This window comes from Pseudarthrobacter siccitolerans (assembly GCF_030823375.1).
Lineage (GTDB): Bacteria > Actinomycetota > Actinomycetes > Actinomycetales > Micrococcaceae > Arthrobacter > Arthrobacter siccitolerans_A.
Window position 1 is genome coordinate 1367168 of record NZ_JAUSXB010000001.1, and the last position, 25202, is coordinate 1392369.

At 61.9% G+C, this 25202-nt stretch carries 28 protein-coding genes; 1 reads left to right on the forward strand and 27 read right to left on the reverse strand.

Annotated elements, in window-relative coordinates; all coding sequences use genetic code 11:
* Window positions 1-87: 87 nt before the first annotated feature.
* The 20 genes from rplO to rpsJ form a co-directional block, all read right to left on the reverse strand.
* Window positions 88-579, reverse strand: a complete 492-nt coding sequence (gene rplO / locus QFZ36_RS06390) for a 50S ribosomal protein L15 (RefSeq protein ID WP_306634834.1) — start codon at window positions 577-579, stop codon at window positions 88-90.
* Window positions 580-786, reverse strand: a complete 207-nt coding sequence (rpmD, locus tag QFZ36_RS06395) for a 50S ribosomal protein L30 (RefSeq protein WP_306634836.1) — start codon at window positions 784-786, stop codon at window positions 580-582. It abuts the gene before it with no gap.
* 2 nt (window positions 787-788) lie between these two features.
* The gene (gene rpsE, locus QFZ36_RS06400; RefSeq protein ID WP_306634838.1) at window positions 789-1511 is read right to left on the reverse strand and encodes a 30S ribosomal protein S5; all 723 of its coding nucleotides are present in this window, start codon (window positions 1509-1511) and stop codon (window positions 789-791) included.
* On the reverse strand, window positions 1508-1891 hold the full coding sequence (rplR, locus tag QFZ36_RS06405) for a 50S ribosomal protein L18 (RefSeq protein WP_079596676.1): 384 nt from the start codon (window positions 1889-1891) through the stop codon (window positions 1508-1510). Before rplR ends, rpsE begins: the two co-directional genes overlap by 4 nt.
* Window positions 1892-1893: 2 nt before the next feature.
* Window positions 1894-2430 carry a 50S ribosomal protein L6 gene (gene rplF, locus QFZ36_RS06410; protein ID WP_306634839.1) on the reverse strand — a complete coding sequence of 179 codons (537 nt, stop codon included), beginning with the start codon at window positions 2428-2430 and terminating at the stop codon, window positions 1894-1896.
* Window positions 2431-2448: 18 nt separating this feature from the next.
* Window positions 2449-2847: a 30S ribosomal protein S8 gene (rpsH, locus tag QFZ36_RS06415; protein WP_104042534.1), complete on the reverse strand. Its 399-nt coding sequence runs from the start codon at window positions 2845-2847 to the stop codon at window positions 2449-2451.
* Window positions 2848-2932: 85 nt separating this feature from the next.
* Complete coding sequence (gene rplE, locus QFZ36_RS06420) at window positions 2933-3514, reverse strand: 50S ribosomal protein L5 (protein ID WP_163161901.1); 582 nt, start codon at window positions 3512-3514, stop codon at window positions 2933-2935.
* The gene (gene rplX / locus QFZ36_RS06425) at window positions 3514-3876 is read right to left on the reverse strand and encodes a 50S ribosomal protein L24 (RefSeq protein WP_013601824.1); all 363 of its coding nucleotides are present in this window, start codon (window positions 3874-3876) and stop codon (window positions 3514-3516) included. Before rplX ends, rplE begins: the two co-directional genes overlap by 1 nt.
* A gap of 3 nt (window positions 3877-3879) precedes the next feature.
* Window positions 3880-4248, reverse strand: coding sequence for a 50S ribosomal protein L14 (gene rplN, locus QFZ36_RS06430; protein WP_024366126.1), 369 nt, complete (start codon window positions 4246-4248; stop codon window positions 3880-3882).
* 1071 nt (window positions 4249-5319) lie between these two features.
* Complete coding sequence (gene rpsQ, locus QFZ36_RS06435; RefSeq protein ID WP_091415064.1) at window positions 5320-5625, reverse strand: 30S ribosomal protein S17; 306 nt, start codon at window positions 5623-5625, stop codon at window positions 5320-5322.
* On the reverse strand, window positions 5622-5951 hold the full coding sequence (gene rpmC / locus QFZ36_RS06440) for a 50S ribosomal protein L29 (protein ID WP_018760452.1): 330 nt from the start codon (window positions 5949-5951) through the stop codon (window positions 5622-5624). The genes rpsQ and rpmC overlap by 4 nt, the downstream gene beginning before the upstream one ends.
* Before the next feature lie 2 nt (window positions 5952-5953).
* Window positions 5954-6370: a 50S ribosomal protein L16 gene (rplP, locus tag QFZ36_RS06445; RefSeq protein ID WP_013601829.1), complete on the reverse strand. Its 417-nt coding sequence runs from the start codon at window positions 6368-6370 to the stop codon at window positions 5954-5956.
* Window positions 6371-7204 (reverse strand): 30S ribosomal protein S3, encoded by an 834-nt coding sequence (rpsC, locus tag QFZ36_RS06450; RefSeq protein ID WP_306634842.1) that lies wholly within the window; start codon window positions 7202-7204, stop codon window positions 6371-6373.
* A complete protein-coding gene (rplV, locus tag QFZ36_RS06455) occupies window positions 7205-7570 on the reverse strand; it encodes a 50S ribosomal protein L22 (protein ID WP_306634843.1) in 366 nt (121 codons plus the stop codon).
* A gap of 38 nt (window positions 7571-7608) precedes the next feature.
* Window positions 7609-7890: a 30S ribosomal protein S19 gene (rpsS, locus tag QFZ36_RS06460; RefSeq protein ID WP_011692805.1), complete on the reverse strand. Its 282-nt coding sequence runs from the start codon at window positions 7888-7890 to the stop codon at window positions 7609-7611.
* Between the two features lie 12 nt (window positions 7891-7902).
* Window positions 7903-8742, reverse strand: coding sequence for a 50S ribosomal protein L2 (rplB, locus tag QFZ36_RS06465; RefSeq protein ID WP_066293289.1), 840 nt, complete (start codon window positions 8740-8742; stop codon window positions 7903-7905).
* Window positions 8743-8771: 29 nt separating this feature from the next.
* The gene (gene rplW / locus QFZ36_RS06470) at window positions 8772-9077 is read right to left on the reverse strand and encodes a 50S ribosomal protein L23 (protein ID WP_011692807.1); all 306 of its coding nucleotides are present in this window, start codon (window positions 9075-9077) and stop codon (window positions 8772-8774) included.
* Entirely contained in the window at window positions 9074-9697 is a 624-nt protein-coding gene (gene rplD, locus QFZ36_RS06475; protein WP_306634846.1) for a 50S ribosomal protein L4, read from the reverse strand. Before rplD ends, rplW begins: the two co-directional genes overlap by 4 nt.
* A gap of 4 nt (window positions 9698-9701) precedes the next feature.
* The gene (gene rplC / locus QFZ36_RS06480; RefSeq protein ID WP_013601833.1) at window positions 9702-10352 is read right to left on the reverse strand and encodes a 50S ribosomal protein L3; all 651 of its coding nucleotides are present in this window, start codon (window positions 10350-10352) and stop codon (window positions 9702-9704) included.
* Window positions 10353-10369: 17 nt separating this feature from the next.
* On the reverse strand, window positions 10370-10678 hold the full coding sequence (gene rpsJ, locus QFZ36_RS06485) for a 30S ribosomal protein S10 (protein ID WP_043119398.1): 309 nt from the start codon (window positions 10676-10678) through the stop codon (window positions 10370-10372).
* 383 nt (window positions 10679-11061) lie between these two features.
* Between rpsJ and QFZ36_RS06490 the strand changes: the two genes are divergently transcribed.
* Window positions 11062-12498 (forward strand): GH1 family beta-glucosidase, encoded by a 1437-nt coding sequence (locus tag QFZ36_RS06490; protein ID WP_306634848.1) that lies wholly within the window; start codon window positions 11062-11064, stop codon window positions 12496-12498.
* Between the two features lie 9 nt (window positions 12499-12507).
* On the opposite strand, the gene QFZ36_RS06495 is transcribed toward QFZ36_RS06490, so the two are convergent.
* The 7 genes from QFZ36_RS06495 to rpoB all read right to left on the reverse strand — a co-directional run bounded on the left by QFZ36_RS06495 (window position 12508) and on the right by rpoB (window position 25105).
* On the reverse strand, window positions 12508-12633 hold the full coding sequence (locus QFZ36_RS06495; RefSeq protein WP_255470686.1) for a hypothetical protein: 126 nt from the start codon (window positions 12631-12633) through the stop codon (window positions 12508-12510).
* Window positions 12634-12735: 102 nt separating this feature from the next.
* Window positions 12736-13926 (reverse strand): elongation factor Tu, encoded by a 1191-nt coding sequence (gene tuf / locus QFZ36_RS06500; RefSeq protein WP_104042541.1) that lies wholly within the window; start codon window positions 13924-13926, stop codon window positions 12736-12738.
* A gap of 263 nt (window positions 13927-14189) precedes the next feature.
* On the reverse strand, window positions 14190-16304 hold the full coding sequence (gene fusA / locus QFZ36_RS06505) for an elongation factor G (RefSeq protein ID WP_306634851.1): 2115 nt from the start codon (window positions 16302-16304) through the stop codon (window positions 14190-14192).
* 69 nt (window positions 16305-16373) lie between these two features.
* Window positions 16374-16844: a 30S ribosomal protein S7 gene (rpsG, locus tag QFZ36_RS06510; RefSeq protein WP_026531948.1), complete on the reverse strand. Its 471-nt coding sequence runs from the start codon at window positions 16842-16844 to the stop codon at window positions 16374-16376.
* Window position 16845: 1 nt separating this feature from the next.
* Window positions 16846-17220 (reverse strand): 30S ribosomal protein S12, encoded by a 375-nt coding sequence (gene rpsL / locus QFZ36_RS06515; protein ID WP_306634852.1) that lies wholly within the window; start codon window positions 17218-17220, stop codon window positions 16846-16848.
* Between the two features lie 333 nt (window positions 17221-17553).
* On the reverse strand, window positions 17554-21453 hold the full coding sequence (locus tag QFZ36_RS06520; RefSeq protein WP_306634853.1) for a DNA-directed RNA polymerase subunit beta': 3900 nt from the start codon (window positions 21451-21453) through the stop codon (window positions 17554-17556).
* Window positions 21454-21595: 142 nt separating this feature from the next.
* Window positions 21596-25105 carry a DNA-directed RNA polymerase subunit beta gene (gene rpoB, locus QFZ36_RS06525; protein ID WP_306634854.1) on the reverse strand — a complete coding sequence of 1170 codons (3510 nt, stop codon included), beginning with the start codon at window positions 25103-25105 and terminating at the stop codon, window positions 21596-21598.
* Between the last annotated feature and the right edge of the window lie 97 nt (window positions 25106-25202).

Genomic DNA, 25202 nt, shown 5'->3' on the forward strand with positions numbered 1-25202 from the left:
CACGACCGACGGATGTGAAAAACTCCCGGCACCGGGGCCTGGGGCCCCGGTACCGGGAGTTCAACAACGGGCTTTCACCCACCGACTCTAGAGAGCGGTGGTGCTTCCGCCTGCTGCAGCGATCTTTTCAGCGGCGCTGGCCGAGAATGCGTGGACGGTGACGTCTACCTTGACGGTGATGTCGCCGGTGCCCAGCACCTTGACGGGCTGGTTCTTGCGAACGGCACCCTTTTCGACCAGGTTCTCGACGGTGACAGTGCCACCTTCCGGGAACAGCTCGTTGAGCTTGTCCAGGTTAACAACCTGGAACTCAACGCGGAACGGGTTCTTGAAGCCGCGCAGCTTGGGCAGGCGCATGTGCAGCGGCAGCTGGCCGCCGGCAAAGCCAGCCTTTACCTGGTAGCGGGCTGCAGTACCCTTCGTACCGCGGCCTGCGGTCTTACCCTTGGAACCCTCACCACGACCAACACGGGTCTTGGCGGTCTTGGCACCCGGGGCGGGACGCAGGTGGTGAACCTTCAGTGCGCTCTGCTTTTCAGCAGCGGCGCTCTGTGCCTTTTCAGGAGTGTTCTCTGCCATTTACTTCGCCTCCTCTACCTTTACCAGGTGCGGAACCGTGTTGATCATGCCAACGGTTACGGCGTCGGCGGTGCGGACAACGGTGTGTCCGATCCGCTTCAGGCCGAGGGACCGCAGGGTGTCGCGCTGGTTCTGCTTGCCGCCAATGGCGGACTTGATCTGAGTGATCTCCAACTGGGCGTCGGAGGGAATCAGGTTCTTAGCCATAACTAGGCACCTGCCTTCGGGCTCAGGAGTGCCTTCACCATTGCCGCCGGAGCGATCTCGTCGAGGGGCAGGCCGCGGCGTGCTGCCACTGCTGCCGGCTCTTCGAGGCGCTTGAGGGCATCAACGGTCGCGTGAACGATGTTGATGGCGTTGGAGGAACCGAGCGACTTGGAGAGGATGTCGTGGATGCCCACGCACTCCAGTACTGCACGGACCGGGCCACCGGCGATAACACCGGTACCGGCGGAAGCCGGACGCAGCATGACGACGCCTGCGGCGGCCTCACCCTGAACGCGGTGCGGGATGGTGTTGCCAATGCGGGGAACGCGGAAGAAGGACTTCTTGGCCTCTTCTACGCCCTTCGCGATTGCGGCAGGAACTTCCTTAGCCTTGCCGTAGCCAACGCCGACCATGCCGTTGCCGTCACCGACGACGACCAGGGCGGTGAAGCTGAAGCGACGACCACCCTTGACCACCTTGGAGACGCGGTTGATGGTGACAACGCGCTCTACGAACTGGCTCTTCTCGGCTTCACGGCCGCCGTCACGGCCGCCACGGCCACCACGGTCGCCGCGGCCCTGGCCACGGTCGCCACGCTCGCCGCGACGAGCGCCGCCACGGCGGTCGTCGGCAGCTGCGGGGGCAGTGGTCTCAGCGGCAGCTACGGCTTCAGTAGCCTTCTGATCTGCAGACACAGTGTCCTTTTCCTTGTTTGCTTCCGTCACAGTGACAGCCCACCTTCACGTGCACCGTCAGCGACGGCGGCGATCCGGCCGTGGTACTTGTTACCACCGCGGTCGAAGACAACAGCTTCGATACCGGCAGCCTTGGCACGCTCTGCGACGAGTTCGCCAACGCGCTTGGCCTTGGCAGTCTTGTCACCGTCGAATGCACGAAGGTCGGCTTCCAGAGTGGAGGCGCTCGCTACGGTCAGGCCCTTGGTGTCATCGACAACCTGGACGAATACGTGGCGTGCGGAACGGTTGACGACCAGGCGAGGACGTACAGCCGTACCGGAGATGCGCTTACGGATACGAAGCTGGCGGCGGCTGCGCGAAGCAGACTTGCTCTTGTTCGTACGCTTCTTGTTAATTGAGATGGCCATGGTTACTTACCAGCCTTTCCGACCTTGCGGCGGATGACTTCGCCGGCGTAACGGATGCCCTTGCCCTTATAGGGGTCCGGTTTCCGAAGCTTGCGAATGTTGGCAGCAACCTCGCCGACCTGCTGCTTGTTGATACCTGAAACAGAGAGCTTGGTCGGGGTCTCAACTGCAAAGGTGATGCCCTCCGGTGCGGAGACATTTACCGGGTGGCTGAAACCAAGAGCGAACTCAAGGTCAGATCCCTTGGCCTGAACGCGGTAACCGGTACCGACGATTTCAAGCTTCTTCTCGTAGCCCTTGGTAACGCCCTCGATCATGTTGGAGATCAGGGTGCGGGTCAGGCCGTGGAGTGAACGGGAGGCGCGCTCGTCGTTCGGGCGGGCGACAGTCAGGGTGTCTGCATCCAGGGAGACCTCGATCGGGCTGGCCACAGTGTGGTTCAGCTCGCCCTTGGTGCCCTTGACGCTGACGACAGAGCCGTCAACCTTGACCTCAACGCCGGCAGGAACGGTGATGGGGAGACGTCCAATACGTGACATTATTCTCTTCCTTTCCCGTTACCAGACGTAAGCGAGGACTTCGCCGCCCACGCCCTTCTTGCCGGCCTGCTTGTCAGTCAGGAGGCCGGAAGAGGTGGACAGGATTGCGACACCCAGGCCACCCAGCACGTGCGGCAGGTTGGTGGACTTTGCGTAAACACGCAGGCCCGGCTTGGAAATACGGCGAACGCCAGCGATTGAACGCTCGCGGTTCGGTCCGAACTTGAGCTCGATGGTCAGCTTCTTGCCAACCTCAGCGTCTTCTTCCTTCCAGCTGGCGATGAAGCCTTCTGCCTTAAGGATGTCAGCAACGCGTGCCTTGAGCTTGCTGTACGGCATGGACACGGAATCGTGGTATGCCGAGTTTGCATTGCGCAGACGCGTAAGCATATCTGCGACAGGATCTGTCATTGTCATGGTGGGCTCTTGCCCTTCCTCATAACGGTTTCCGCGGGCTGGCTTCGGTGTGAAGCCGTACCGCCGGACCTTTTATGTAGTTGGTTTAGTCTTCGGCCTTGAACGGGAAACCAAGCGCCTTGAGCAGCGCGCGGCCTTCGTCATCGGTCTTGGCAGTGGTGACAACCGTGATGTCCATACCGCGGACGCGGTCGATCTTGTCCTGGTCGATCTCGTGGAACATAACCTGTTCGGTCAGACCGAAGGTGTAGTTGCCGTTACCGTCGAACTGCTTGCCGGAGAGACCACGGAAGTCCCTGATGCGGGGCAGTGCGAGGGTCACGAGGCGGTCCAGGAATTCCCACATACGGTCGCCACGGAGGGTAGCGTGTGCACCGATGGGCATGCCTTCGCGCAGCTTGAACTGTGCGATGGACTTGCGGGCCTTGGTTACCTGCGGCTTCTGGCCGGTGATCTGGGTCAGGTCGCGGACAGCGCCGTCGATCAGCTTGGAGTCCTTGGCGGCATCTCCAACACCCATGTTCACAACGACCTTCACCAGGCGGGGAACCTGGTTGACGTTTTCGTACTTGAATTCCTCAATGAGCGTGCTCTTGATGGAATCGGCGTACTTGGTCTTCAGACGAGGAACGATCTTCGTTGCCGGAGTCTCGAGAGTCTCAGTCATTAGATGTCCTTCCCTGAGCTCTTGGCCACGCGGATGCGCACTTCGCGCTGCTTGCCGTTGCGCTCAACGGTCTCAGTGCGGAAGCCGACGCGGGTGGGCTTCTTGGTGGACGGGTCTACCAGAGCCACGTTGGAGATGTGGATCGGAGCTTCAACAACCTCGATGCCACCGGTCTTGGTGCCGCGCTGCGACTGACCGACCTTGGTGTGCTTGGTGACGCGGTTGATGCCTTCAACCAACACGCGGTTGGTGTCGGTGAACACGCGCAGGACCTTGCCCTGCTTGCCGCGGTCGCCGCCGCGCTCAGCCTTGGCGCCAGTGATGACCTGAACGAGGTCACCCTTCTTGATCTTTGCAGCCATGGACTAGAGCACCTCCGGAGCCAGAGAAACGATCTTCATGAACTTCTTGTCACGGAGTTCACGACCAACCGGTCCGAAGATACGGGTACCGCGGGGGTCACCGTCAGCCTTCAGGATCACAGCTGCGTTCTCGTCAAACTTGATGTAGGAACCATCCGCACGGCGGCGTTCCTTCTTGGTACGGACGATGACTGCCTTAACAACATCGCCCTTCTTTACGTTGCCGCCCGGGATTGCGTCCTTGACGGTTGCGACAATGACGTCGCCAATGCCTGCGTAGCGACGGCCAGATCCACCGAGAACGCGAATGGTAAGGATTTCCTTAGCACCCGTGTTGTCGGCGACCTTGAGTCGCGACTCCTGCTGAATCACTATTTACTCCTTGCGTCGCGCCGGTTCTCAGACCGAAAATCTTCCTACGGAATGAGCCTTGCGGAACGGTTGATCGGGGTGTCTCTTGACCTGCCTGGATTTTGCCAGACCAGGCCTAAACGCCCGTGCCAGAAGCAGTTGCTCCCATCCGGTCCAGGACAGGTCCTGGGCGCAAGGGGGCACTATGCCGTGGCACGCTTGTTTACGAGGTTGATGACGGCGCGCGAAAGGCGCCATACAAACTCAATATCCTAGCACGTTTTCCGCTCATCCCCATATCACCGCCAGGGCTCCCCCGCAAGACGGATGACGGCGTCCCGCACGGCAACCTTCTAGCCCACTTTTGGTGCCGCTTCCCACGGAAAGACGCCCCCGCCGCCGTCGTCCGCCCCGCAAAAGTGGCCCACCCCGACACCGTCAGACGCGCCATCACCACCTGCAGGGTTACCCGCCACGCACCATCACCACGTGCAGGATCTCCGCCCACGCACCATCACCTCCAGCCGAAGACATTGAGATGCTCTCTCACTCGATGCGCCTTTTCTGCTGGCGCTCGCTCACTTTCCTTAGCGAAGTGAGAGAGCGTTGGCCAAAATCCGGTGTTAAGTGAGAGAGCGTTGCGGGGCGGGACGGACGACGGCGTCACGCACGGCAACCTTCTAGCCCACTTTTGGTGCCGCTCCCCCCGGAAGGACGCCCCGCCGCCGTCGTCCGTCCCGCAAAAGTGGCGCCATCCTGACCGTCAGACGCGCCATCACCTCCTGCAGGATTTCCCGCCACGCACCATCACCTCCTGCCGCCCCAAAGAGGTGATGGCGCGTTCTTCAAAGGGCGACGGGAAGTGATGGGGCGTCCCGTAAAACACGACGGGAGGTGATGGGGGGTTGGGGCGGGACGGACGACGGCGTCACGCACGGCAACCCTTTGGCCCACTTTTGGTGCCACTCCCCCCGGAAAAACGCCCCGCCGCCGTCGTCCGTCCCGCAAAAGTGGGCCATCGTGACGGCAACCCGGTTAAACGAGGAAGCCCCCGCTCCAAGGGAGCAGGGGCTTCCGGCTAAGCAGCAGGTGCTACTTGGCCTTCTCGAGGATTTCCACGAGCCGCCAGTTCTTGGTGGCGGACAGCGGACGGGTCTCGGCGATGACAACGAGGTCGCCGATGCCGGCGGTGTTCTCTTCGTCGTGTGCCTTGACCTTGGAGGTACGGCGGATGACCTTGCCGTACAGTGCGTGCTTCACGCGGTCTTCAACCTGGACAACGATGGTCTTTTCCATCTTGTCCGAGACCACATAGCCGCGACGCGTCTTGCGGTAACCGCGCTGCTCAGCCGTGGCTGCGGTAGCAGTTTCGGTCACGTTCTGGTCCTTTTCACTCACTTGGCATCCTCCTCGGTCTCAACCGTTTCAGCCTTCTCGGCCTTCTTGGTTGCAGCCTTCTTGGACTTCTTCTCTTCTTTGGCTTCCACAACAGGTGCGGCAACCTCAGCACGAATGCCCAGCTCGCGCTCACGGAGAACGGTGTAGATGCGGGCGATGTCCTTCTTTACCGCGCGCAGCCGACCGTGGTTCTCCAGCTGTCCGGTGGCGGACTGGAAACGCAGGTTGAACAGCTCTTCCTTGGCCTTGCGGAGTTCTTCAACGAGACGCTCGTTGTCGAAACCGTCCAGCTGTGCGGGAGCCAGATCCTTGGATCCTACTGCCATTTCTATTCACCACCTTCGCGACGCAGAATGCGTGCCTTCAACGGGAGCTTGTGGATTGCCAGGCGCAGTGCCTCGCGAGCTACCGATTCTTCGACGCCGGAGATCTCAAAGAGAACGCGACCCGGCTTGACGTTTGCGACCCACCATTCCGGTGAACCCTTACCGGAACCCATGCGGGTTTCGGCAGGCTTCTTGGTGAGGGGACGGTCCGGGTAGATGTTGATCCAGACCTTACCGCCACGCTTGATGTGGCGGGTCATCGCGATACGGGCAGACTCGATCTGACGGTTCGTGACGTATGCCGGGCTCAGGGCCTGGATGCCGTACTCACCGAAGGAGACCTTGGTGCCGCCCGTAGCAGCGCCGGAACGACCCGGGTGGTGCTGCTTACGGTGCTTGACTCGACGTGGGATAAGCATTTAAGCCTGTCCTCCTTCTACTGCCGGAGCAGCAGCTTCAGCGGCCGGAGCCTCTGCAGCAGGAGCTGCGTCAGCGGCCGGACGGTCGTTGCGACGGCGGCGGTCACCACGGTCAGCGCCACCCGGGCGGCCCGGGCGATCGCTGGGGCCACGTCCACGGGACGGGGCGGAAGCGGCCTGCTGGGCCAGTTCCTTGGCGGTGACGTCGCCCTTGTAGATCCAGACCTTCACGCCAATGCGGCCGAAGGTGGTCTTGGCTTCGTAGAAGCCGTAGTCGATGTTCGCGCGGAGGGTGTGCAGGGGCACACGGCCTTCGCGGTAGAACTCCGAGCGGGACATTTCAGCGCCACCCAGTCGACCCGAGCAGGCGATACGGATGCCCTTGGCACCTGCACGCTGTGCGGACTGCATGGCCTTCTTCATAGCGCGGCGGAATGCCACACGTGAAGTCAGCTGCTCAGCAACGCCCTGGGCAACAAGCTGTGCTTCCATCTCGGGGTTCTTGACCTCGAGGATGTTCAGCTGGACCTGCTTGCCGGTGAGCTTTTCGAGCTCGCCGCGGATGCGGTCTGCTTCTGCTCCACGGCGGCCGATGACGATGCCCGGGCGGGCCGTGTGGATGTCCACGCGGACACGGTCACGGGTGCGCTCGATCTCAACCTTGGCGATACCGGCGCGCTCCATGCCCGTGGACATGAGCTGGCGGATGCGGATGTCTTCGCGAACGAAGTCCTTGTACCGCTGGCCGGCCTTGGTGCTGTCAGCGAACCAGTGCGATACGTGATCGGTGGTGATGCCGAGTCGGAACCCGTGCGGGTTTACTTTCTGTCCCACTTAGCGAGCCTCCTCTTTCTCCGGGGTAGCGACTACCACGGTGATGTGGCTGGTGCGCTTCTTGATCTGAAATGCACGACCCTGGGCACGCGGCTGGAACCGCTTCATGGTCGGGCCTTCATCAACAAACGCTGCGCTGATGATGAGGTCGCCTTCGTCAAACGCCACGCCGTCGCGGTCCGCGAGGACCCGGGCGTTGGAGATTGCCGACTGAACTACCTTGAATACCGGCTCCGAAGCTGCCTGCGGGGCAAACTTCAGAATTGCCAGAGCCTCATTCGCTTGCAAACCACGAACAAGGTTGACGACGCGCCGGGCCTTCATAGGCGTTACGCGGATGTGGCGCGCAATTGCCTTGGCTTCCATTGCTTTCCTTCTCTCGTCTTTGACGTAAGTGCAGGCGCCTAGCGGCGCTTGCCCTTACGGTCGTCCTTGACATGGCCGCGGAATGTCCGCGTGGGAGCGAATTCGCCGAGCTTGTGCCCGACCATCGACTCAGTGACAAACACCGGGATGTGCTTGCGTCCGTCGTGTACGGCGATCGTGTGCCCGAGCATGTCGGGGATGATCATCGAACGGCGGGACCAGGTCTTGATGACGTTCTTGGTGCCCTTTTCGTTTTCCCTGTCCACCTTCACAAAGAGGTGCTGGTCAACGAAAGGACCTTTTTTCAGGCTGCGTGGCATGTGTCCAGGCTCCTATCGCTTGTTCTTGCCAGTACGACGGCGACGAACAATTAGCTTGTCGCTCTCTTTGTTGGGGCGGCGCGTGCGGCCTTCCCGCTTACCGTTCGGGTTGACGGGGTTACGTCCACCGGACGTCTTACCCTCGCCACCACCGTGCGGGTGGTCAACCGGGTTCATGGCGACACCACGGACGGTCGGGCGGACGCCCTTCCAGCGCATACGGCCGGCCTTGCCCCAGTTGATGTTCGACTGCTCGGCGTTGCCCACCTCGCCGACGGTTGCGCGGCAGCGCACGTCAACGTTGCGGATTTCACCGGAAGGCAGACGCAGCTGGGCGAAGCGGCCTTCCTTGGCGACGAGCTGGATGGATGCACCGGCGGAGCGGCCCATCTTGGCGCCGCCACCCGGACGCAGTTCAACTGCGTGGATAACGGTACCCACCGGGATGTTGCGCAGGGGCAGGTTGTTGCCAGGCTTGATGTCAGCGTTGGCACCTGCCTCTACGAAGTCACCCTGGGACAGCTTGTTCGGGGCGATGATGTAACGCTTGGTGCCATCAACGTAGTGCAGGAGGGCGATGCGAGCCGTGCGGTTCGGATCGTACTCGATTTCAGCAACGCGGGCGTCAACGCCGTCCTTGTCGTGGCGACGGAAGTCGATCAGACGGTACTGGCGCTTGTGTCCGCCACCCTTGTGACGGGTGGTGATCTTACCGGTGTTGTTACGGCCGCCCTTTTTGGGCAGCGGACGTACCAACGACTTTTCCGGCGTCGACCGCGTAATTTCGGTGAAGTCCGCTACGCTCGAGCCACGACGGCCCGGGGTAGTCGGCTTGTATTTACGGATTCCCATAATTTATTTCCTCGTTAAAGTGGTCTCCGCTACGCGAGCGGACCGCCGAAGATGTCGATAGTGCCTTCTTTGAGGGTGACAATCGCACGCTTGGTGTTCTTGCGGGTACCCCATCCGAATTTGGTGCGCTTGCGCTTACCGGCACGGTTGATGGTGTTGATCGATTCGACCTTGACGGAGAAAATCTTCTCCACGGCCAGCTTGATCTCGGTCTTGTTCGAACGGGGGTCCACCAGGAAGGTGTACTTGCCCTCGTCGATCAGGCCGTAGCTCTTTTCCGACACGACGGGTGCAAGCACGACGTCGCGGGGATCCTTGATGGTGGCTGCACTCACTTGGCATCCTCCTCGTTCTTTGCCACTGCCTTGCCCGCAACGAATGCTTCGTAGGCAGCCTTGGTGAAGACAACGTCATCAGACACGAGAACGTCGTAGGTGTTCAGCTGGTCTGAGTACAGAACGTGAACACCGGCGAGGTTGCGCACGGACAGTGCAGCAACGTCGTTGGCGCGCTCGATGACAACCAGCAGGTTCTTGCGGTCGGAAACGCCGCGCAGCGTTGCGAGTGCAGTCTTGGCGGACGGCTTGGTGCCCTCAACCAGTTCGGCAACAACGTGGATGCGTCCGTTGCGCGCCCGGTCAGACAGTGCGCCGCGCAGTGCAGCAGCAATCATCTTCTTGGGGGTGCGCTGGCTGTAGTCACGCGGGGTGGGACCGTGGACAACGCCACCGCCGGTCATGTGCGGAGCACGGATGGAACCCTGACGGGCGCGGCCGGTGCCCTTCTGCTTGAACGGCTTACGTCCTGCACCGGAAACTTCAGCGCGGGTCTTGGTCTTGTGGGTACCCTGGCGAGCAGCAGCGAGCTGGGCAACGACAACCTGGTGCAGCAGCGGCACGTTGGTCTGAACGTCGAAGATCTCTGCAGGCAGGTTGACCTGGACAGTGTTAGCCATTGAACTAGGCTCCCTTCACGGCGGTGCGTACGAGGACGACCTGGCCGCGGGCGCCGGGAACGGCACCCTTGATAAGGAGCAGCGACTTCTCGACGTCAACCGCGTGAACCGTGAGGTTCAGCGTGGTGTGACGAACGGCGCCCATGCGGCCGGCCATTTTCATGCCCTTGAAGACGCGGCTCGGGGTGGATGCGCCACCGATTGAACCGGGCTTACGGTGGTTCTTGTGGGCACCGTGGGAAGCTCCAACGCCGTGGAAGCCGTGACGCTTCATAACACCGGCGAAGCCCTTACCCTTGGTGGTGCCGATGACGTCGATCTTCTGGCCCGCTTCGAAGACCTCTACGGAGAGCTCCTGGCCCAGCTCGTACTCGGCAGCATCTGCGGTACGAAGTTCGACGACGTGGCGGCGAGGCGTGACGCCTGCCTTCTCAAAGTGACCAGCCAGCGGCTTGGTGACCTTGCGGGGATCGATCTGGCCGTAGCCGATCTGAACGGCTACGTAGCCATCAGCTTCTGCGTTGCGCAGCTGGGTGATGACGTTCGAATCTGCCTGGACCACAGTGACGGGGATGAGCTTGTTGTTCTCGTCCCAGACCTGGGTCATGCCGAGCTTCGTGCCCAGCAGGCCCTTTACGTTACGGGTTGCGGTCATAGTCTCTCAGCACCTCCCTACAGCTTGATTTCGATGTTCACGTCTGCCGGCAGGTCGAGACGCATGAGCGAGTCGACAGCCTTCGGCGTGGGATCGATGATGTCGATAAGACGCTTGTGCGTGCGCATTTCAAAGTGCTCGCGGCTGTCCTTGTACTTGTGCGGAGAGCGGATCACGCAGTACACGTTTTTCTCCGTAGGCAGCGGCACGGGGCCCACTACCGTTGCGCCTGCGCGCGTGACCGTCTCAACGATCTTCCGTGCTGAAGTGTCAATGACCTCGTGGTCGTATGACTTCAGCCGGATGCGGATTTTTTGTCCCGCCATGTCGCCTGACTCTCTTTCAGTAAATGCTGCTCTGTTTACTTACGTGTTGTATGGCTGCCGAAGCATTTGAAGTCGTAACCACCACCCGCCGCACAAACTGAATCCGGATGAATCCGGGTTCCTCACCTTGCCGGCGCAACCGACCCCCGCGGTCGGGCGTGTCGCGCTTGGCACGCATACAAATCCGCTAATCCATGGGGAGTGGGTTATGTTTGGTCTTCCACTTGGACCCTGACACCCGGCATTATCCGGATCGGGACGCGAAGAAGCGCTTGAACAACTCATCTAGTATGCCGGATATTGGCTCCAGAAGCGAATCGGCCCTATCGGCAGCCGATGGCGGGAACATTGCCAACGGCAACGCCGGAACGGATGATAGGGGCATGACGCTGGAAAGCACCGAATCCGTGACGGAACTGGCCAGCCGCATGCCGCCGTCGTTCACTTTGGGGGTGGCCGCAGCCGCCTTCCAGATCGAAGGAGCGCTGAGCGCCGGAGGCCGGGGACCGTCCGGCTGGGACGCCTTCGCGGAGAAGCCCGGGAGCATTATGGACGGGCACTCCCCCGCCGTGGCCTGCGACCACTACAACCGCCTCCCGGAGGACATCGCCCTGCTGCAGGAGCTGGGCGTGGACTCCTACCGCTTCTCCTTGTCCTGGCCGAGGATTCAGCCGGAGGGCCGGGGAAGCTTCAACGCCGAGGGGCTGGATTTCTATGACCGGCTGATCGACCAGCTGCTGGAGGCCGGGATCTCCCCCATGGCCACGCTGTATCACTGGGACACTCCCCTGCCGCTGGAACACCGCGGCGGCTGGATGAACCGCGAAACAGCCGAACGGTTCGGTGAGTATGCCGCTGCGGCGGGGCAACGCTACGGGGACCGCGTGGCCCAGTGGGTCACGCTCAACGAACCGGTCTCGGTCACGCTGAACGGTTACGCCCTGGGCGTCCACGCCCCGGGCCATACGCTCATGTTTGACGCCCTGCCGTCCATCCACCACCAGCTTCTTGCGCATGGACTCGGGGCGCAGGCGCTGCGCGCTGCCGGCGTCAAGGGGGATGTGGGTGTCACCAACCTGCACTCGCCGATCCGTGCAGCCTCGCAGAAGCCCGGGGACAGGCTGGTGGCACGGATGTACGACCTGCTGATGAACAGGATCTACGCCGATCCCGTCCTGCTGGGCCGCTATCCCAGCCTGCCGCTGTATGCCAGGCCGTGGCTTCGGTCCATTGGCCGGATCTCCGATGCAGACATGCGCACCATCCACCAGCCGCTGGATTTCTACGGCCTCAATTACTACTTTCCGGTGAAGGTGGCTCTGGGCCGCGGCGTGACCCCTATTCCGGCCAATACGCACAAGGCCGTGGCCCGGCTCCCCTTCCACGAAGTGGGGTATCCCGAGTACAGCAGCACCGGGTTCGGGTGGCCAGTGGCCCCTGACCACCTGGGCGTCCTGCTGAAAGAGCTGAAGGACCGGTACGGGGAAGCGCTGCCGCCGGTGTACATCACAGAAGGCGGAGCGAGTTTCCCCGAACCTGACCAGGTGTCCGGCCCCCTTCAGGATGAGGACCGGGCGCACTACATCTCATCGCACCTGCGGGCTGCGCTGGATGCGACTTCTCCCGGCGGCCCCGCGTCAGACGTGGACCTACGGGGCTACTACGTGTGGACCCTGATGGACAATTTCGAATGGGCCGCAGGGTACTCCCAACGATTCGGGTTAATTCACGTCGACTTTGAGACGCAGGAGAGAACCCCGAAACAGTCGTTCTACTGGTACCAGGAGTTGAGCAAGGCCCGGCGGGCCCTTCAGGGTTAGCGTCCCTGCCTACTGGTTTTTGTTCGCCCGGTTGATCCGCTTGGCGCGGTCAATCTCGTGGCGGAAGTGCTTCTTGGCCCAGAACACACCGGCCACCACCGCAACCGCGATGATCAGGAAAATAAGCCATCCCATGATGAACTCCTTTCGGTCCAGCAACAGTATCAGGGGACTGCTTAAACAAAAGGAACGGCCCCGCTGCATAAGCAACGGGGCCGTCCTTCAGTTCAGCAAGAATTACTTGTTGATCTTGGTAACGCGTCCTGAACCAACGGTGCGGCCGCCTTCGCGGATTGCGAAGCCGAGGCCCTCTTCCATAGCGATGGGCTGGATGAGCGCAACGGTCATCTCAGTGTTGTCGCCAGGCATAACCATTTCCGTGCCCTCGGGCAGGGTGATAACGCCGGTTACGTCCGTGGTACGGAAGTAGAACTGCGGGCGGTAGTTGGAGTAGAACGGGTTGTGACGCCCGCCTTCGTCCTTGGAGAGGATGTAGACGTTAGCCTCGAAGTCGGTGTGCGGGGTGATGGAACCCGGCTTGACGACAACCTGGCCACGCTCGACATCGTCGCGCTTCAGACCGCGGAGCAGGAGGCCACAGTTCTCGCCGGCCCATGCTTCGTCGAGCTGCTTGTGGAACATCTCGATACCGGTAACCGTGGTCTTCTGGACCGGGCGGATGCCGACGATCTCGACCTCGGAGTTGATGGCGAGGGTTCCACGCTCGGCGCGGCCCGTAACAACGGTGCCGCGGCCGGTGATGGTGAAGACGTCTTCGATCGGCATCAGGAAGGGCTTGTCGCGGTCGCGGATGGGGTCCGGAACGGACTCATCCACAGCTGCCATCAGGTCCTCAACGGACTTGACCCACTCGGGGTCGCCTTCCAGGGCCTTCAGGCCGGAAACGCGGACAACCGGTGCTTCGTCGCCATCGAAGCCCTGCGAGCTCAGGAGCTCACGAACTTCCATTTCAACGAGGTCCAGCAGTTCCTCATCGTCAACCATGTCGGACTTGTTCAGCGCGACCAGCAGGTAGGGAACACCAACCTGGCGGGCGAGCAGAACGTGCTCGCGGGTCTGTGCCATCGGGCCGTCAGTGGCGGCAACCACGAGGATTGCACCGTCCATCTGGGCAGCACCGGTGATCATGTTCTTGATGTAGTCAGCGTGACCCGGAGCGTCTACGTGTGCGTAGTGGCGCTTCTCGGTCTGGTACTCAACGTGGGAGATGTTGATGGTAATGCCGCGCTGACGCTCTTCGGGAGCAGAGTCGATCGACGCGAAGTCACGCTTCTCGTTGAGAGTCGGGTACTTGTCGTACAGCACCTTGGAAATGGCGGCCGTCAACGTCGTCTTACCGTGGTCAACGTGACCAATGGTGCCGATGTTAACGTGCGGCTTAGTCCGCTCGAACTTTGCCTTTGCCACAGGTTCCTCCTAGAACGTTTTCAAATGACATACCCTTCAACCGCGCTTGTCGCGGCAGAAACTCAGGTAAGTCTACTTGGGGGGCTTTGGATTGGTGAAATTGCAGATTCAGGAACTAATACTAGTCCCTAGAGCCTGTTCGTGCAGATGGCCGGGAACCGGCTTGACCGGATGGATCCGACCGTACCCGGCCACCTGCACCGGCTGTGCTTTCCGTTACCGGCAAGCGCACCCGAATTTGTTCGCTGCTAGAGTCCGAAAGACTATTCGCCGCGGTTCTTCTGGATGATCTCGTCGGCGAATGCCTTCGGGACCTCGGCGTAGCTGTGGAACGTCATGGAGTACACAGCGCGGCCCTGGGTCTTCGAACGCAGGTCGCCGATGTAGCCGAACATGCCGGACAGCGGGACGTGCGCACGGATGACCTTGACACCCTGTGCATCTTCCATGGACTGCATCTGGCCACGGCGGGAGTTGAGGTCACCGATAACTTCACCCATGTATTCCTCAGGGGTGCGGACCTCGACATCCATCAGCGGTTCGAGCAGGACAGGGTTCGCCTTGCGGGCGGCTTCCTTGAAAGCCATCCGGCCGGCGATCTTGAACGCCATTTCCGAGGAGTCAACATCGTGGTAAGCGCCGTCAATCAGCGTTGCCTTGATGCCGACAACCGGGTAACCGGCCAGGACGCCGTCGTTCAGTGCATCCTGGATACCGGCGTCGACGGACGGGATGTATTCGCGCGGAATACGACCACCGGTCACCTTGTTCTCGAACTCGTAAAGCTCGCCTTCGGAAGTATCCAGCGGCCCAATGGCGATCTGGATCTTTGCGAATTGGCCCGAACCACCGGTCTGCTTCTTGTGCGTGTAGTCGTGACGCGCAACAACATTCTTGATGGTTTCGCGGTAAGCAACCTGCGGCTTGCCAACGTTTGCCTCGACCTTGAATTCGCGGCGCATGCGGTCCACCAGGATGTCCAGGTGGAGTTCGCCCATGCCGGCGATGATGGTCTGGCCGGTGTCTTCGTTGAGGGACACCTGGAAGGTGGGGTCCTCAGCGGAGAGCTTCTGGATGGCCGTGGAGAGCTTCTCCTGGTCACCCTTGGTGTTCGGCTCGATGGCGACCGAGATCACGGGCTCCGGGAAGCTCATGGACTCGAGCACGATCTGGTTGGCTGCATCACACAGGGTGTCACCCGTGGTGGTGTCCTTCAGACCGATGGCTGCGTAGATGTGGCCGGCCGTAGCGCCCTCAACGGGCATTTCCTTGTTGGCGTGCATCTGGAACAGCTTGCCGATGCGCTCCTTCTTGCCCTTGGTGGAGTTGACCACCTGGGCGCCTGCTTCAACGTGACCGGAGTACACGCGGACGAAGGTGAGCTGGCCGAAGAAGGGGTGCGCTGCAATCTTGAACGCGAGGGCCGAGAATGGCTCTTCGGAAGACGGTTTGCGGGTCAGTTCCTTCTCTTCGTCGCGCGGATCGTGACCGATCATCGGCGGGACGTCGAGCGGGTTCGGCAGGTAATCGATGACAGCATCGAGCATCGGCTGAACGCCACGGTTCTTGAACGCGGAGCCACAGAACACCGGGTACAGCTCGGAGTTGATGGTCATCTTGCGGATGCCGGCCTTGAGCTCGTCAATCGAGATCTCTTCGCCTTCGAGGTACTTCTCCATGAGCTCTTCGGAGGACTCTGCAACGGCTTCAACGAGCGCTGCGCGGTACTCTTCAGCCTTTGCCTGCAGGTCAGCCGGGATCTCCTGGATCTCGTACTTGGCACCCATGGTGACGTCACCCTTGGCATCGCCGGGCCACACCAGTGCACGCATGTAGAGCAGGTCCACGACGCCGATGAAGTCGTTCTCGGCACCGATGGGCAGCTGCATAACGAGCGGCTTGGCACCCAAGCGGCTGATGATGGTGTCTACGGTGAAGTAGAAGTCGGCACCGAGCTTGTCCATCTTGTTGACGAAGCAGATGCGCGGAACGTTGTACTTGTCAGCCTGGCGCCAAACGGTCTCAGACTGGGGCTCCACGCCTTCCTTGCCATCGAAGACGGCGACGGCACCGTCGAGGACGCGCAGGGAGCGCTCAACCTCAACGGTGAAGTCAACGTGGCCGGGGGTGTCGATGATGTTGATCTGGTTGTTTTCCCAGAAGCAGGTCACGGCGGCAGACGTGATGGTGATGCCGCGTTCCTTTTCCTGTTCCATCCAGTCAGTCGTCGAAGCGCCGTCGTGCGTTTCGCCGATCTTGTGGTTCACACCCGTGTAGAACAGGATGCGCTCGGTGGTGGTGGTCTTGCCGGCATCAATGTGGGCCATGATGCCGATATTGCGGACCTTACTAAGGTCGGTAAGCACGTCCTGTGCCACGGTGTCTCCCTTTCGGATGGACTACACGTTCGCCGCCGGCCCGTGAGAGCCGGCGGCGTCCGGGAAGTATTACCAGCGGTAGTGTGCGAAGGCCTTGTTGGACTCGGCCATCTTGTGGGTGTCTTCGCGACGCTTCACAGCGGCACCGAGACCGTTGGAGGCATCCAGGATTTCGTTCTGGAGGCGCTCGGTCATCGTCTTTTCGCGGCGGGCCTTGGAGTAGCCAACCAGCCAGCGCAGGGCGAGTGCGGTGGAGCGGCCCGGCTTGACCTCGACCGGAACCTGGTAGGTGGCGCCACCGACGCGGCGTGAGCGGACCTCGAGGGAAGGCTTGACGTTGTCCATGGCCTTCTTGAGGGCTGCTACGGGGTCGCCGCCGGACTTGGCGCGTGCGCCTTCGAGGGCACCGTAGACGATGCGCTCTGCGGTGGACTTCTTGCCGTCAACGAGCACCTTGTTGATGAGCTGGGTAACCAGCGGGGAGCCGTAAACGGGATCTAGTACGAGCGGCCGCTTGGGGGCCGGACCCTTGCGAGGCATATTACTTCTTCTCCATCTTTGCGCCGTAGCGGCTGCGGGCCTGCTTACGGTTCTTCACACCCTGGGTATCGAGGGCGCCACGGACGATCTTGTAGCGGACACCCGGGAGGTCCTTCACACGACCACCGCGGACGAGCACAATGGAGTGCTCCTGCAGGTTGTGGCCAACACCGGGGATGTAGGCGGTTACTTCAATGCCGCCGTTGAGGCGCACACGGGCCACCTTACGCAGAGCCGAGTTCGGCTTCTTCGGGGTGGTGGTGTAGACGCGGGTGCAAACACCGCGGCGCATCGGGCTGCCGGCAAGCGCGGGAGCCTTGGTCTTTTTGACCTTCGGCGTGCGGCCCTTGCGGACCAGCTGGTTAATCGTAGGCACTCTCGTGTTCTCCGTTGGTTTGATCTCTACCGGCGCATCGAGGCGTCAACCGTCACTGCACCGATTTTGGCGTTGTTCCTGCAGCCTGGATGTCTAGGATTGAACTTAGGCGTGCAAAAGCGTGGCATTCGTTGCGCACCTAGCCCGCAACCCGGAAACAAGCTCACACCCAACATCATGAGAACAAAACCAAAATGATGCTGCGGCGGCCTTCATCCACTGCCACACAAACAATTACATAAATTCTAGCACGGCTTGATCCTGCGGCTTAATTGGGTGTATACGAAAGGCCCCGCCCCCACCAGAGTGGGGACGGGGCCTTCCTAGGGACGCTTAGCGGAAGTCGTTGCCCAGGTCGTAGTCATCCAACGGGATGGCGTGGAACTCAGGAGCTCCGTCGCCGCCCAGGGTGTCGTACGAGAAGTCACTGAACGCGCTGGGGCCGGTGAACAGGTTGGCCTTCGCTTCTTCAGTGGGCTCCACGGTGACCTCGGTGTAGCGCGGGAGGCCCGTGCCGGCCGGGATCAGCTTACCGATGATGACGTTCTCCTTGAGGCCGAGCAGCGGGTCGCTCTTGCCTTCCATGGCCGCCTGCGTCAGGACGCGGGTGGTCTCCTGGAAGGAAGCTGCCGACAGCCAGGACTCGGTGGCCAGGGACGCCTTGGTGATACCCATGAGCTCAGGACGTCCGGAAGCCGGAGTCTTGCCCTCGGACACAACGCGGCGGTTGGCCTCCTCGAAGCGGCTGCGCTCGGCGAGCTCGCCGGGCAGCAGGTCCGATTCGCCGGACTCGATGACCGTGACGCGGCGCAGCATCTGGCGCACGATAACCTCGACGTGCTTGTCGTGGATACCGATGCCCTGGCTCCGGTACACGCCCTGGACCTCGTCCACCAGGAACTTCTGTGCCGCACGCGGACCCATGATGCGCAGGACCTGCTTGGGATCGACCGGTCCGTTGATCAGCTTCTGGCCGACGGTGACGTGGTCGCCATCTTCGATCAGCAGGCGTGAACGGCGCAGGACCGGGTAGGCGATCTCTTCGGTTCCGTCATCGGGGGTGATGACCAGGCGCATCTGGCGCTCGGACTCTTCGATGGCGATGCGGCCGGCTGCTTCTGCAATCGGTGCAACACCCTTCGGAGTACGTGCTTCGAAAAGCTCCTGGATACGGGGCAGACCCTGGGTGATGTCGTCGCCGCCACTGGCGGAAACAGCACCACCGGTGTGGAACGTACGCATGGTCAGCTGGGTACCGGGCTCACCGATGGACTGTGCGGCGATGATGCCCACGGCCTCGCCGATGTCCACGGTCTTGCCGGTGGCCAGCGAACGGCCGTAGCACAGGGCACAGGTGCCGACGCTGGACTCACAGGTGAGTACGGAACGGACCTTGACCTCGGTGATGCCGGCCTTGAACAGTTCATCGATCACCACGTCGCCGCAGTCGGTGCCGGCAGCAGCGAGGACCTTGCCCTCGGAGTCCACGACGTCGACGGCGAGCGTACGTGCGTAGGCACTGTTCTCGACGTTCTCGTCCAGGACCAGCTCACCGTTCGAATCGGCGACGGCGATGGGCGTGACCAGGCCACGCTCGGTGCCGCAGTCCTCTTCGCGGACGATGACGTCCTGCGACACGTCCACCAGGCGACGGGTCAGGTAACCCGAGTTGGCGGTACGCAGCGCGGTGTCAGCCAGGCCCTTACGGGCACCGTGGGTGGCGATGAAGTATTCCAGAACCGACAGGCCCTCACGGTAGGAGGACTTGATGGGACGGGGAATAATTTCACCCTTCGGGTTGGCCACCAGGCCACGGATACCCGCGATCTGGCGGACCTGCATCCAGTTACCACGTGCACCGGAGGACACCATGCGGTTGATGGTGTTCATCGGCGACAGGCTGTCACGCATCGCCTGGGCGATTTCGTTGGTTGCCTTGTTCCAGATTTCGATCAGTTCCTGGCGACGCTCGTCGTCGTCGATCAGGCCCTTGTCGTACTGGCCCTGGATCTTGGCAGCCCGCTCCTCGTAACCGGCCAGGATCTGCGGCTTGGCCTTAGGCACCTCAATATCCGAGATCGCAACGGTGACGCCTGAGCGGGTGGCCCAGTAGAAACCGGCATCCTTCAGGTTGTCCAGCGTTGCCGCCGTGACCACCTTCGGGTAGCGCTCGGCGAGATCGTTGACGATCGTGGACAGTTCGCCCTTGTCCGCAACGTTCTCAACCCACGGGTAGTCGGCCGGCAGGGTCTCGTTGAAGAGCACCTGTCCGAGGGAGGTCTCGACCAGCGCGGGCTGACCCTGCTCCCAGCCTTCCGGAGCTTCCCATCCGGCGTAAGGGACAAAGCCCTCAAGACGGATTTTGACCTTGGAGTTCAAGTGCAGCTCGTGCAGGTCGTAGGCCATGATGGCCTCGGCTACCGAGCCGAAGACCCGGCCTTCGCCAGCTGAACCGACACGCTTGGTGGTCAGGTGGTAGAGGCCGATGATCATATCCTGCGAGGGCAGGGTGACCGGGCGTCCGTCAGAGGGCTTCAGGATGTTGTTCGAGGACAGCATCAGGATGCGGGCCTCAGCCTGGGCCTCGGGGCTCAGCGGCAGGTGGACTGCCATCTGGTCGCCGTCGAAGTCAGCGTTGAAGGCGCCACACACCAGCGGGTGAAGCTGGATGGCCTTGCCTTCCACAAGCTGCGGCTCGAACGCCTGGATGCCGAGGCGGTGCAGGGTAGGTGCACGGTTGAGCAGCACCGGGTGTTCGGTGATGATCTCTTCGAGCACGTCCCAGACCTGCGGACGGTAACGCTCCACCATGCGCTTGGCCGACTTGATGTTCTGGGCGTGGTTGAGGTCAACCAGGCGCTTCATCACGAACGGCTTGAAGAGCTCCAGCGCCATCTGCTTGGGCAGGCCGCACTGGTGCAGCTTCAGCTGCGGGCCGACCACGATGACCGAACGGCCGGAGTAGTCCACGCGCTTGCCAAGGAGGTTCTGGCGGAAACGGCCCTGCTTGCCCTTGAGCATGTCGCTCAGGGACTTCAGGGGGCGGTTGCCCGGCCCGGTGACCGGACGGCCGCGGCGGCCGTTGTCGAAGAGGCTGTCAACAGCTTCCTGAAGCATGCGCTTCTCGTTGTTGACGATGATCTCCGGAGCACCCAGGTCAAGCAGGCGCTTGAGGCGGTTGTTGCGGTTGATCACACGGCGGTACAGGTCGTTGAGGTCGGAGGTCGCGAAGCGGCCACCGTCCAGCTGGACCATGGGGCGCAGTTCCGGCGGGATCACCGGGACGGCGTCCAGGACCATGCCAAGCGGGCTGTTGTTGGTGGTCAGGAACGCGTTGACCACCTTGAGGCGCTTGAGGGCACGGGTCTTGCGCTGGCCCTTGCCGGTGGCAATGATCTCGCGCAGCAGGTCGGACTCGGCCTGCATGTCGAAGCCTTCAAGGCGCTTCTTGATGGCTTCGGCACCCATGGAGCCTTCGAAGTACATGCCGTAGCGGTCGCGCAGCTCGCGGTACAGACCTTCGTCACCTTCGAGGTCGGCGACCTTGAGGTTCTTGAAGCGGTCCCAGACCTGCTCGAGGCGCTCGATGTCGGCGTCGGCGCGCTTGCGCACGTTGGCCATCTGGCGGTCGGCGGAGTCGCGGGCCTTCTTCTTGTCGGCAGCCTTGGCGCCTTCACCTTCAAGGCGGGCAATCTCGCCTTCAAGGTCGCGGGCGATGGCAGCGATGTCGCCGTCGCGGTTGTCGATCAGCTGCTTCTTCTCGATGTCGTGCTCAACCTGCAGGTTGGGCAGTTCCTCGTGGCGGGCAGCCTCGTCAACGCTGGTGATCATGTAGGCAGCGAAGTAGATGACCTTTTCGAGGTCCTTCGGCGCCAGGTCAAGGAGGTAGCCCAGGCGGGAGGGAACACCCTTGAAGTACCAGATGTGCGTGACGGGAGCGGCCAGCTCAATGTGGCCCATGCGTTCGCGGCGTACCTTTGCGCGGGTGACTTCAACGCCACAACGCTCACAGATGATGCCCTTGAAGCGCACGCGCTTGTACTTGCCGCAGTAGCATTCCCAGTCCCGGGACGGGCCGAAGATCTTCTCGCAGAAGAGGCCGTCCTTCTCGGGCTTGAGCGTGCGGTAGTTGATGGTTTCCGGCTTCTTAACCTCGCCGTAAGACCAGCCGCGGATGTCTTCCGCGGTGGCGAGGCCGATCTGCATGAGGCCGAAGGAGGATTCGCTGGACATATGGTCCCTGTTCTCTCTTGTTCTCTAAATTCTGAAGTCTTTGCGGCACCGGGGTTTCGACAAGCTCAACCACCGGCCGTTTAGGTGCGGGATGAGGAAGGTGAGGTACGACGGCGGGGCTCACCCGCCGTCGTACGCCTCCTTAGACCTCTTCTACGGAACTGGGCTCTGCACGGGACAGATCGATACCCAGTTCCTCCGCAGCCGTGAAGACTGCGTCATCAGAGTCACGCATTTCAATTGTGGTTCCGTCCGTGGAGAGGACTTCCACGTTCAGGCACAGTGACTGCATTTCCTTGATCAAGACCTTGAAGGACTCGGGAACGCCCGGCTCGGGGATGTTCTCGCCCTTGACGATGGCTTCGTAGACCTTCACACGACCGTGGATGTCATCGGACTTGATCGTGAGGAGTTCCTGGAGGGTGTAGGCGGCGCCGTAAGCTTCGAGCGCCCACACTTCCATTTCGCCGAAGCGCTGGCCACCGAACTGTGCCTTACCACCCAGCGGCTGCTGCGTGATCATGGAGTACGGGCCGGTGGAGCGCGCGTGGATCTTGTCGTCCACCAGGTGGTGGAGCTTCAGGATGTACATGTAGCCGACCGAGATCGGATCCGGGAACGGCTCGCCGGAGCGGCCGTCGAACAGGCGGGTCTTGCCGGAGGAGTTGATCAGGCGTTCGCCGTCGCGGGTCGGGTTGGTGGAGTCCAGCAGGCCCGTGATTTCCTCTTCGCGGGCACCGTCGAACACCGGCGTGGCAACAGTGGTCTGGCCACTCTCGCGCGGCAGGTTCGGCAGCTGCTTGACCCACTCGGGCTCGCCTTCGATCTTCCAACCGGTCTTGGCAACCCAGCCGAGGTGCGTTTCGAGCACCTGGCCCACGTTCATACGGCCCGGGACACCCAGCGGGTTCAGGACGATATCAACAGGGGTGCCGTCGGCAAGGAAGGGCATGTCCTCGATCGGGAGGATCTTGGAGATAACACCCTTGTTGCCGTGGCGGCCGGCGAGCTTGTCGCCGTCGGTGATCTTGCGCTTGGCGGCCACGTAGACGCGGACCAGCTGGTTCACGCCCGGGGGCAGCTCGTCGTCGTTGTCGCGGTCGAAGACGCGCACGCCTATGACAGTGCCGGACTCGCCGTGGGGCACCTTCAGGGAGGTGTCGCGGACTTCGCGGGACTTCTCACCGAAGATGGCGCGCAGCAGGCGCTCTTCCGGGGTCAGCTCGGTTTCACCCTTCGGGGTGACCTTTCCGACCAGGATGTCTCCTGCTTCAACCTCGGCACCGATGTGGATGATGCCGCGCTCGTCCAGGCCTGCCAGGACTTCCTCGGACACGTTGGGGATGTCACGGGTGATTTCCTCGGCACCAAGCTTGGTGTCGCGGGCATCGATCTCGTGCTCCTCGATGTGGATGGAGGAAAGAACGTCCTCGGCAACAATGCGCTGCGAGAGGATGATGGCGTCCTCGAAGTTGTGGCCTTCCCATGACATGAATGCCACGAGCAGGTTCTTGCCGAGGGCGAGTTCGCCCTGGTCCGTTGCCGGGCCGTCGGCGATGATGCCGCCAACTTCCAGGCGCTGGCCTTCGTTCACCAGGACGCGGTTGTTGTAGCAGTTGCCCTGGTTGGAGCGTGCGAACTTGTTGATGCGGTAGTTGGTTTCCGTGCCGTCGTCGTTGAGCATGATGACGAGCTCGGCGGAAACCTCGGTGACCACACCGGCCTTCTTCGCGATGGTGACATCACCGGCGTCGACGGCTGCGGCGCGTTCCATGCCGGTGCCCACGAACGGAGCCTCGGAACGGACCAGCGGCACGGCCTGGCGCTGCATGTTGGCACCCATGAGTGCACGGTTGGCATCGTCATGCTCGAGGAACGGGATCAGGGCGGTAGCCACGGACACCATCTGGCGCGGGGAAACGTCCATGAACTCGACGTCGCCGGCGGGAACCAGAACCGGCTCGCCTCCACCACCACGGGCACGCACGAGGACGGTGTCCTCGGCGAACTTCTTGTTCTCGTCCAGCGGCGCGTTGGCCTGGGCGATCAGGACCTCAGCCTCGTCGTCGGCCGTCAGGTACTGGACGTCGTCGGAAACCACGCCCTCCTTGACCAGGCGGTACGGGGTCTCGATGAAGCCGAACGGGTTGATGCGTCCGTAGGATGCCAGCGAACCGATCAGGCCAATGTTCGGGCCTTCAGGAGTTTCGATGGGGCACATACGTCCGTAGTGGGACGGGTGCACGTCACGGACTTCCATGCCGGCACGGTCACGGGACAGACCACCGGGGCCAAGAGCCGACAGGCGGCGCTTGTGGGTCAGGCCCGAGAGCGGGTTGTTCTGGTCCATGAACTGCGACAGCTGGGAGGTTCCGAAGAACTCCTTGATGGCTGCAACCACGGGGCGGATGTTGATCAGGGTCTGCGGCGTGATGGCCTCGACGTCCTGGGTGGTCATACGCTCGCGGACAACGCGCTCCATGCGGGACAGGCCGGTGCGGACCTGGTTCTCGATGAGCTCGCCGACGGCGCGGATGCGGCGGTTGCCGAAGTGGTCGATGTCGTCGATCTCGACGCGCAGGTCAACTTCCTGGCCGTCGCGGGTGCCCTTGATGGTCTTCTCGCCGGCGTGCAGCGCAACGAGGAACTTGATCATGGCGACGATGTCTTCAACGTGCAGGACCGAAGCTTCCTTGTCGCCAAGGGAGCGGTCGATGCCAAGCTTGCGGTTGATCTTGTAACGGCCAACCTTGGCCAGATCGTAGCGCTTGGAGTTGAAGTACAGGTTGTCCAGCAGCGACTGGGCAGCCTCGACGGTGGGGGGCTCGCCCGGGCGCAGCTTCCGGTAGATGTCCAGCAACGCGTCTTCGCGGGTCTCGGTGGCGTCCTTCTCCAGGGTTGCCCGCATGGAGTCGTACTGGCCGAACTCTTCGAGGATCTGGCCTTCGGTCCAGCCGAGGGCCTTCAGCAGTACGGTGACGGACTGCTTGCGCTTGCGGTCAAGGCGGACGCCGACCTGGTCGCGCTTGTCGATCTCGAGCTCGAACCAGGCGCCGCGGGACGGGATGATCTTCGCGGTGAAGATGTCCTTGTCGCTGGTCTTGTCGGCGGCGCGCTCAAAGTAGGCGCCCGGGGAACGGACCAGCTGGGAGACGACGACACGCTCGGTGCCGTTGACGACGAAGGTGCCCTTCTCGGTCATCAGCGGGAAGTCGCCCATGAACACGGTCTGCTGCTTGATTTCGCCCGTGTTGTTGTTCATGAACTCGGCCTTGACGTACAGCGGAGCCGAGTACGTAGCGTCCCGGTCCTTGCACTCGGCCATGGTGTACTTCGGGTCGGCGAACTCCGGATCGGAGAAGCTCAGGGACATGGTGCCCTGGAAGTCCTCGATCGGGGAGATCTCTTCGAAGATGTCCGAGAGACCGGACGTGGTGGCGACGCTAAGATCGTTTTCTTCAACAGCTTTCGCTACGCGTGCCTGCCAGCGCTCGTTTCCGACCAGCCAGTCGAAGCTGTCGGTCTGGAGGGCAAGCAGATTCGGAACGTCAAGAGGTTCGTGAATCTTTGCGAATGAAAGCCGGCGAGTGGCACCATCAGTGCTGTCGGCGGTGTTAGCGGTTTCGTTATTAGAGGTGCTCGAGGCGACCAAGAGGGATCCTTCCACAGACCTTCAGGCGTTTTCAGATCTCCCCCGCTGTGCACCCTGCGGAATGACTCCGCAGTGCTACCATCCGGTTCCGCTATAT

Excerpts from the sequence above, each read along its gene's own strand:
- rplO (WP_306634834.1), bottom strand. The coding sequence starts at position 579 with ATGGCAGAGAACACTCCTGAAAAGGCACAGAGCGCCGCTGCTGAAAAG.
- rpmD (WP_306634836.1), bottom strand. The coding sequence starts at position 786 with ATGGCTAAGAACCTGATTCCCTCCGACGCCCAGTTGGAGATCACTCAG.
- rplR (WP_079596676.1), bottom strand. The coding sequence starts at position 1,891 with ATGGCCATCTCAATTAACAAGAAGCGTACGAACAAGAGCAAGTCTGCT.
- rplF (WP_306634839.1), bottom strand. The coding sequence starts at position 2,430 with ATGTCACGTATTGGACGTCTCCCCATCACCGTTCCTGCCGGCGTTGAG.
- rpsH (WP_104042534.1), bottom strand. The coding sequence starts at position 2,847 with ATGACAATGACAGATCCTGTCGCAGATATGCTTACGCGTCTGCGCAAT.
- rplE (WP_163161901.1), bottom strand. The coding sequence starts at position 3,514 with ATGACTGAGACTCTCGAGACTCCGGCAACGAAGATCGTTCCTCGTCTG.
- rplX (WP_013601824.1), bottom strand. The coding sequence starts at position 3,876 with ATGGCTGCAAAGATCAAGAAGGGTGACCTCGTTCAGGTCATCACTGGC.
- rpmC (WP_018760452.1), bottom strand. The coding sequence starts at position 5,951 with ATGGCAGTAGGATCCAAGGATCTGGCTCCCGCACAGCTGGACGGTTTC.
- rplP (WP_013601829.1), bottom strand. The coding sequence starts at position 6,370 with ATGCTTATCCCACGTCGAGTCAAGCACCGTAAGCAGCACCACCCGGGT.
- rplV (WP_306634843.1), bottom strand. The coding sequence starts at position 7,570 with ATGGAAGCCAAGGCAATTGCGCGCCACATCCGCGTAACGCCTATGAAG.
- rpsS (WP_011692805.1), bottom strand. The coding sequence starts at position 7,890 with ATGCCACGCAGCCTGAAAAAAGGTCCTTTCGTTGACCAGCACCTCTTT.
- rplB (WP_066293289.1), bottom strand. The coding sequence starts at position 8,742 with ATGGGAATCCGTAAATACAAGCCGACTACCCCGGGCCGTCGTGGCTCG.
- rplD (WP_306634846.1), bottom strand. The coding sequence starts at position 9,697 with ATGGCTAACACTGTCCAGGTCAACCTGCCTGCAGAGATCTTCGACGTT.
- rplC (WP_013601833.1), bottom strand. The coding sequence starts at position 10,352 with ATGACCGCAACCCGTAACGTAAAGGGCCTGCTGGGCACGAAGCTCGGC.
- rpsJ (WP_043119398.1), bottom strand. The coding sequence starts at position 10,678 with ATGGCGGGACAAAAAATCCGCATCCGGCTGAAGTCATACGACCACGAG.
- QFZ36_RS06490 (WP_306634848.1), top strand. The coding sequence starts at position 11,062 with ATGACGCTGGAAAGCACCGAATCCGTGACGGAACTGGCCAGCCGCATG.
- QFZ36_RS06495 (WP_255470686.1), bottom strand. The coding sequence starts at position 12,633 with ATGGGATGGCTTATTTTCCTGATCATCGCGGTTGCGGTGGTGGCCGGT.
- rpsG (WP_026531948.1), bottom strand. The coding sequence starts at position 16,844 with ATGCCTCGCAAGGGTCCGGCCCCCAAGCGGCCGCTCGTACTAGATCCC.
- QFZ36_RS06520 (WP_306634853.1), bottom strand. The coding sequence starts at position 21,453 with ATGTCCAGCGAATCCTCCTTCGGCCTCATGCAGATCGGCCTCGCCACC.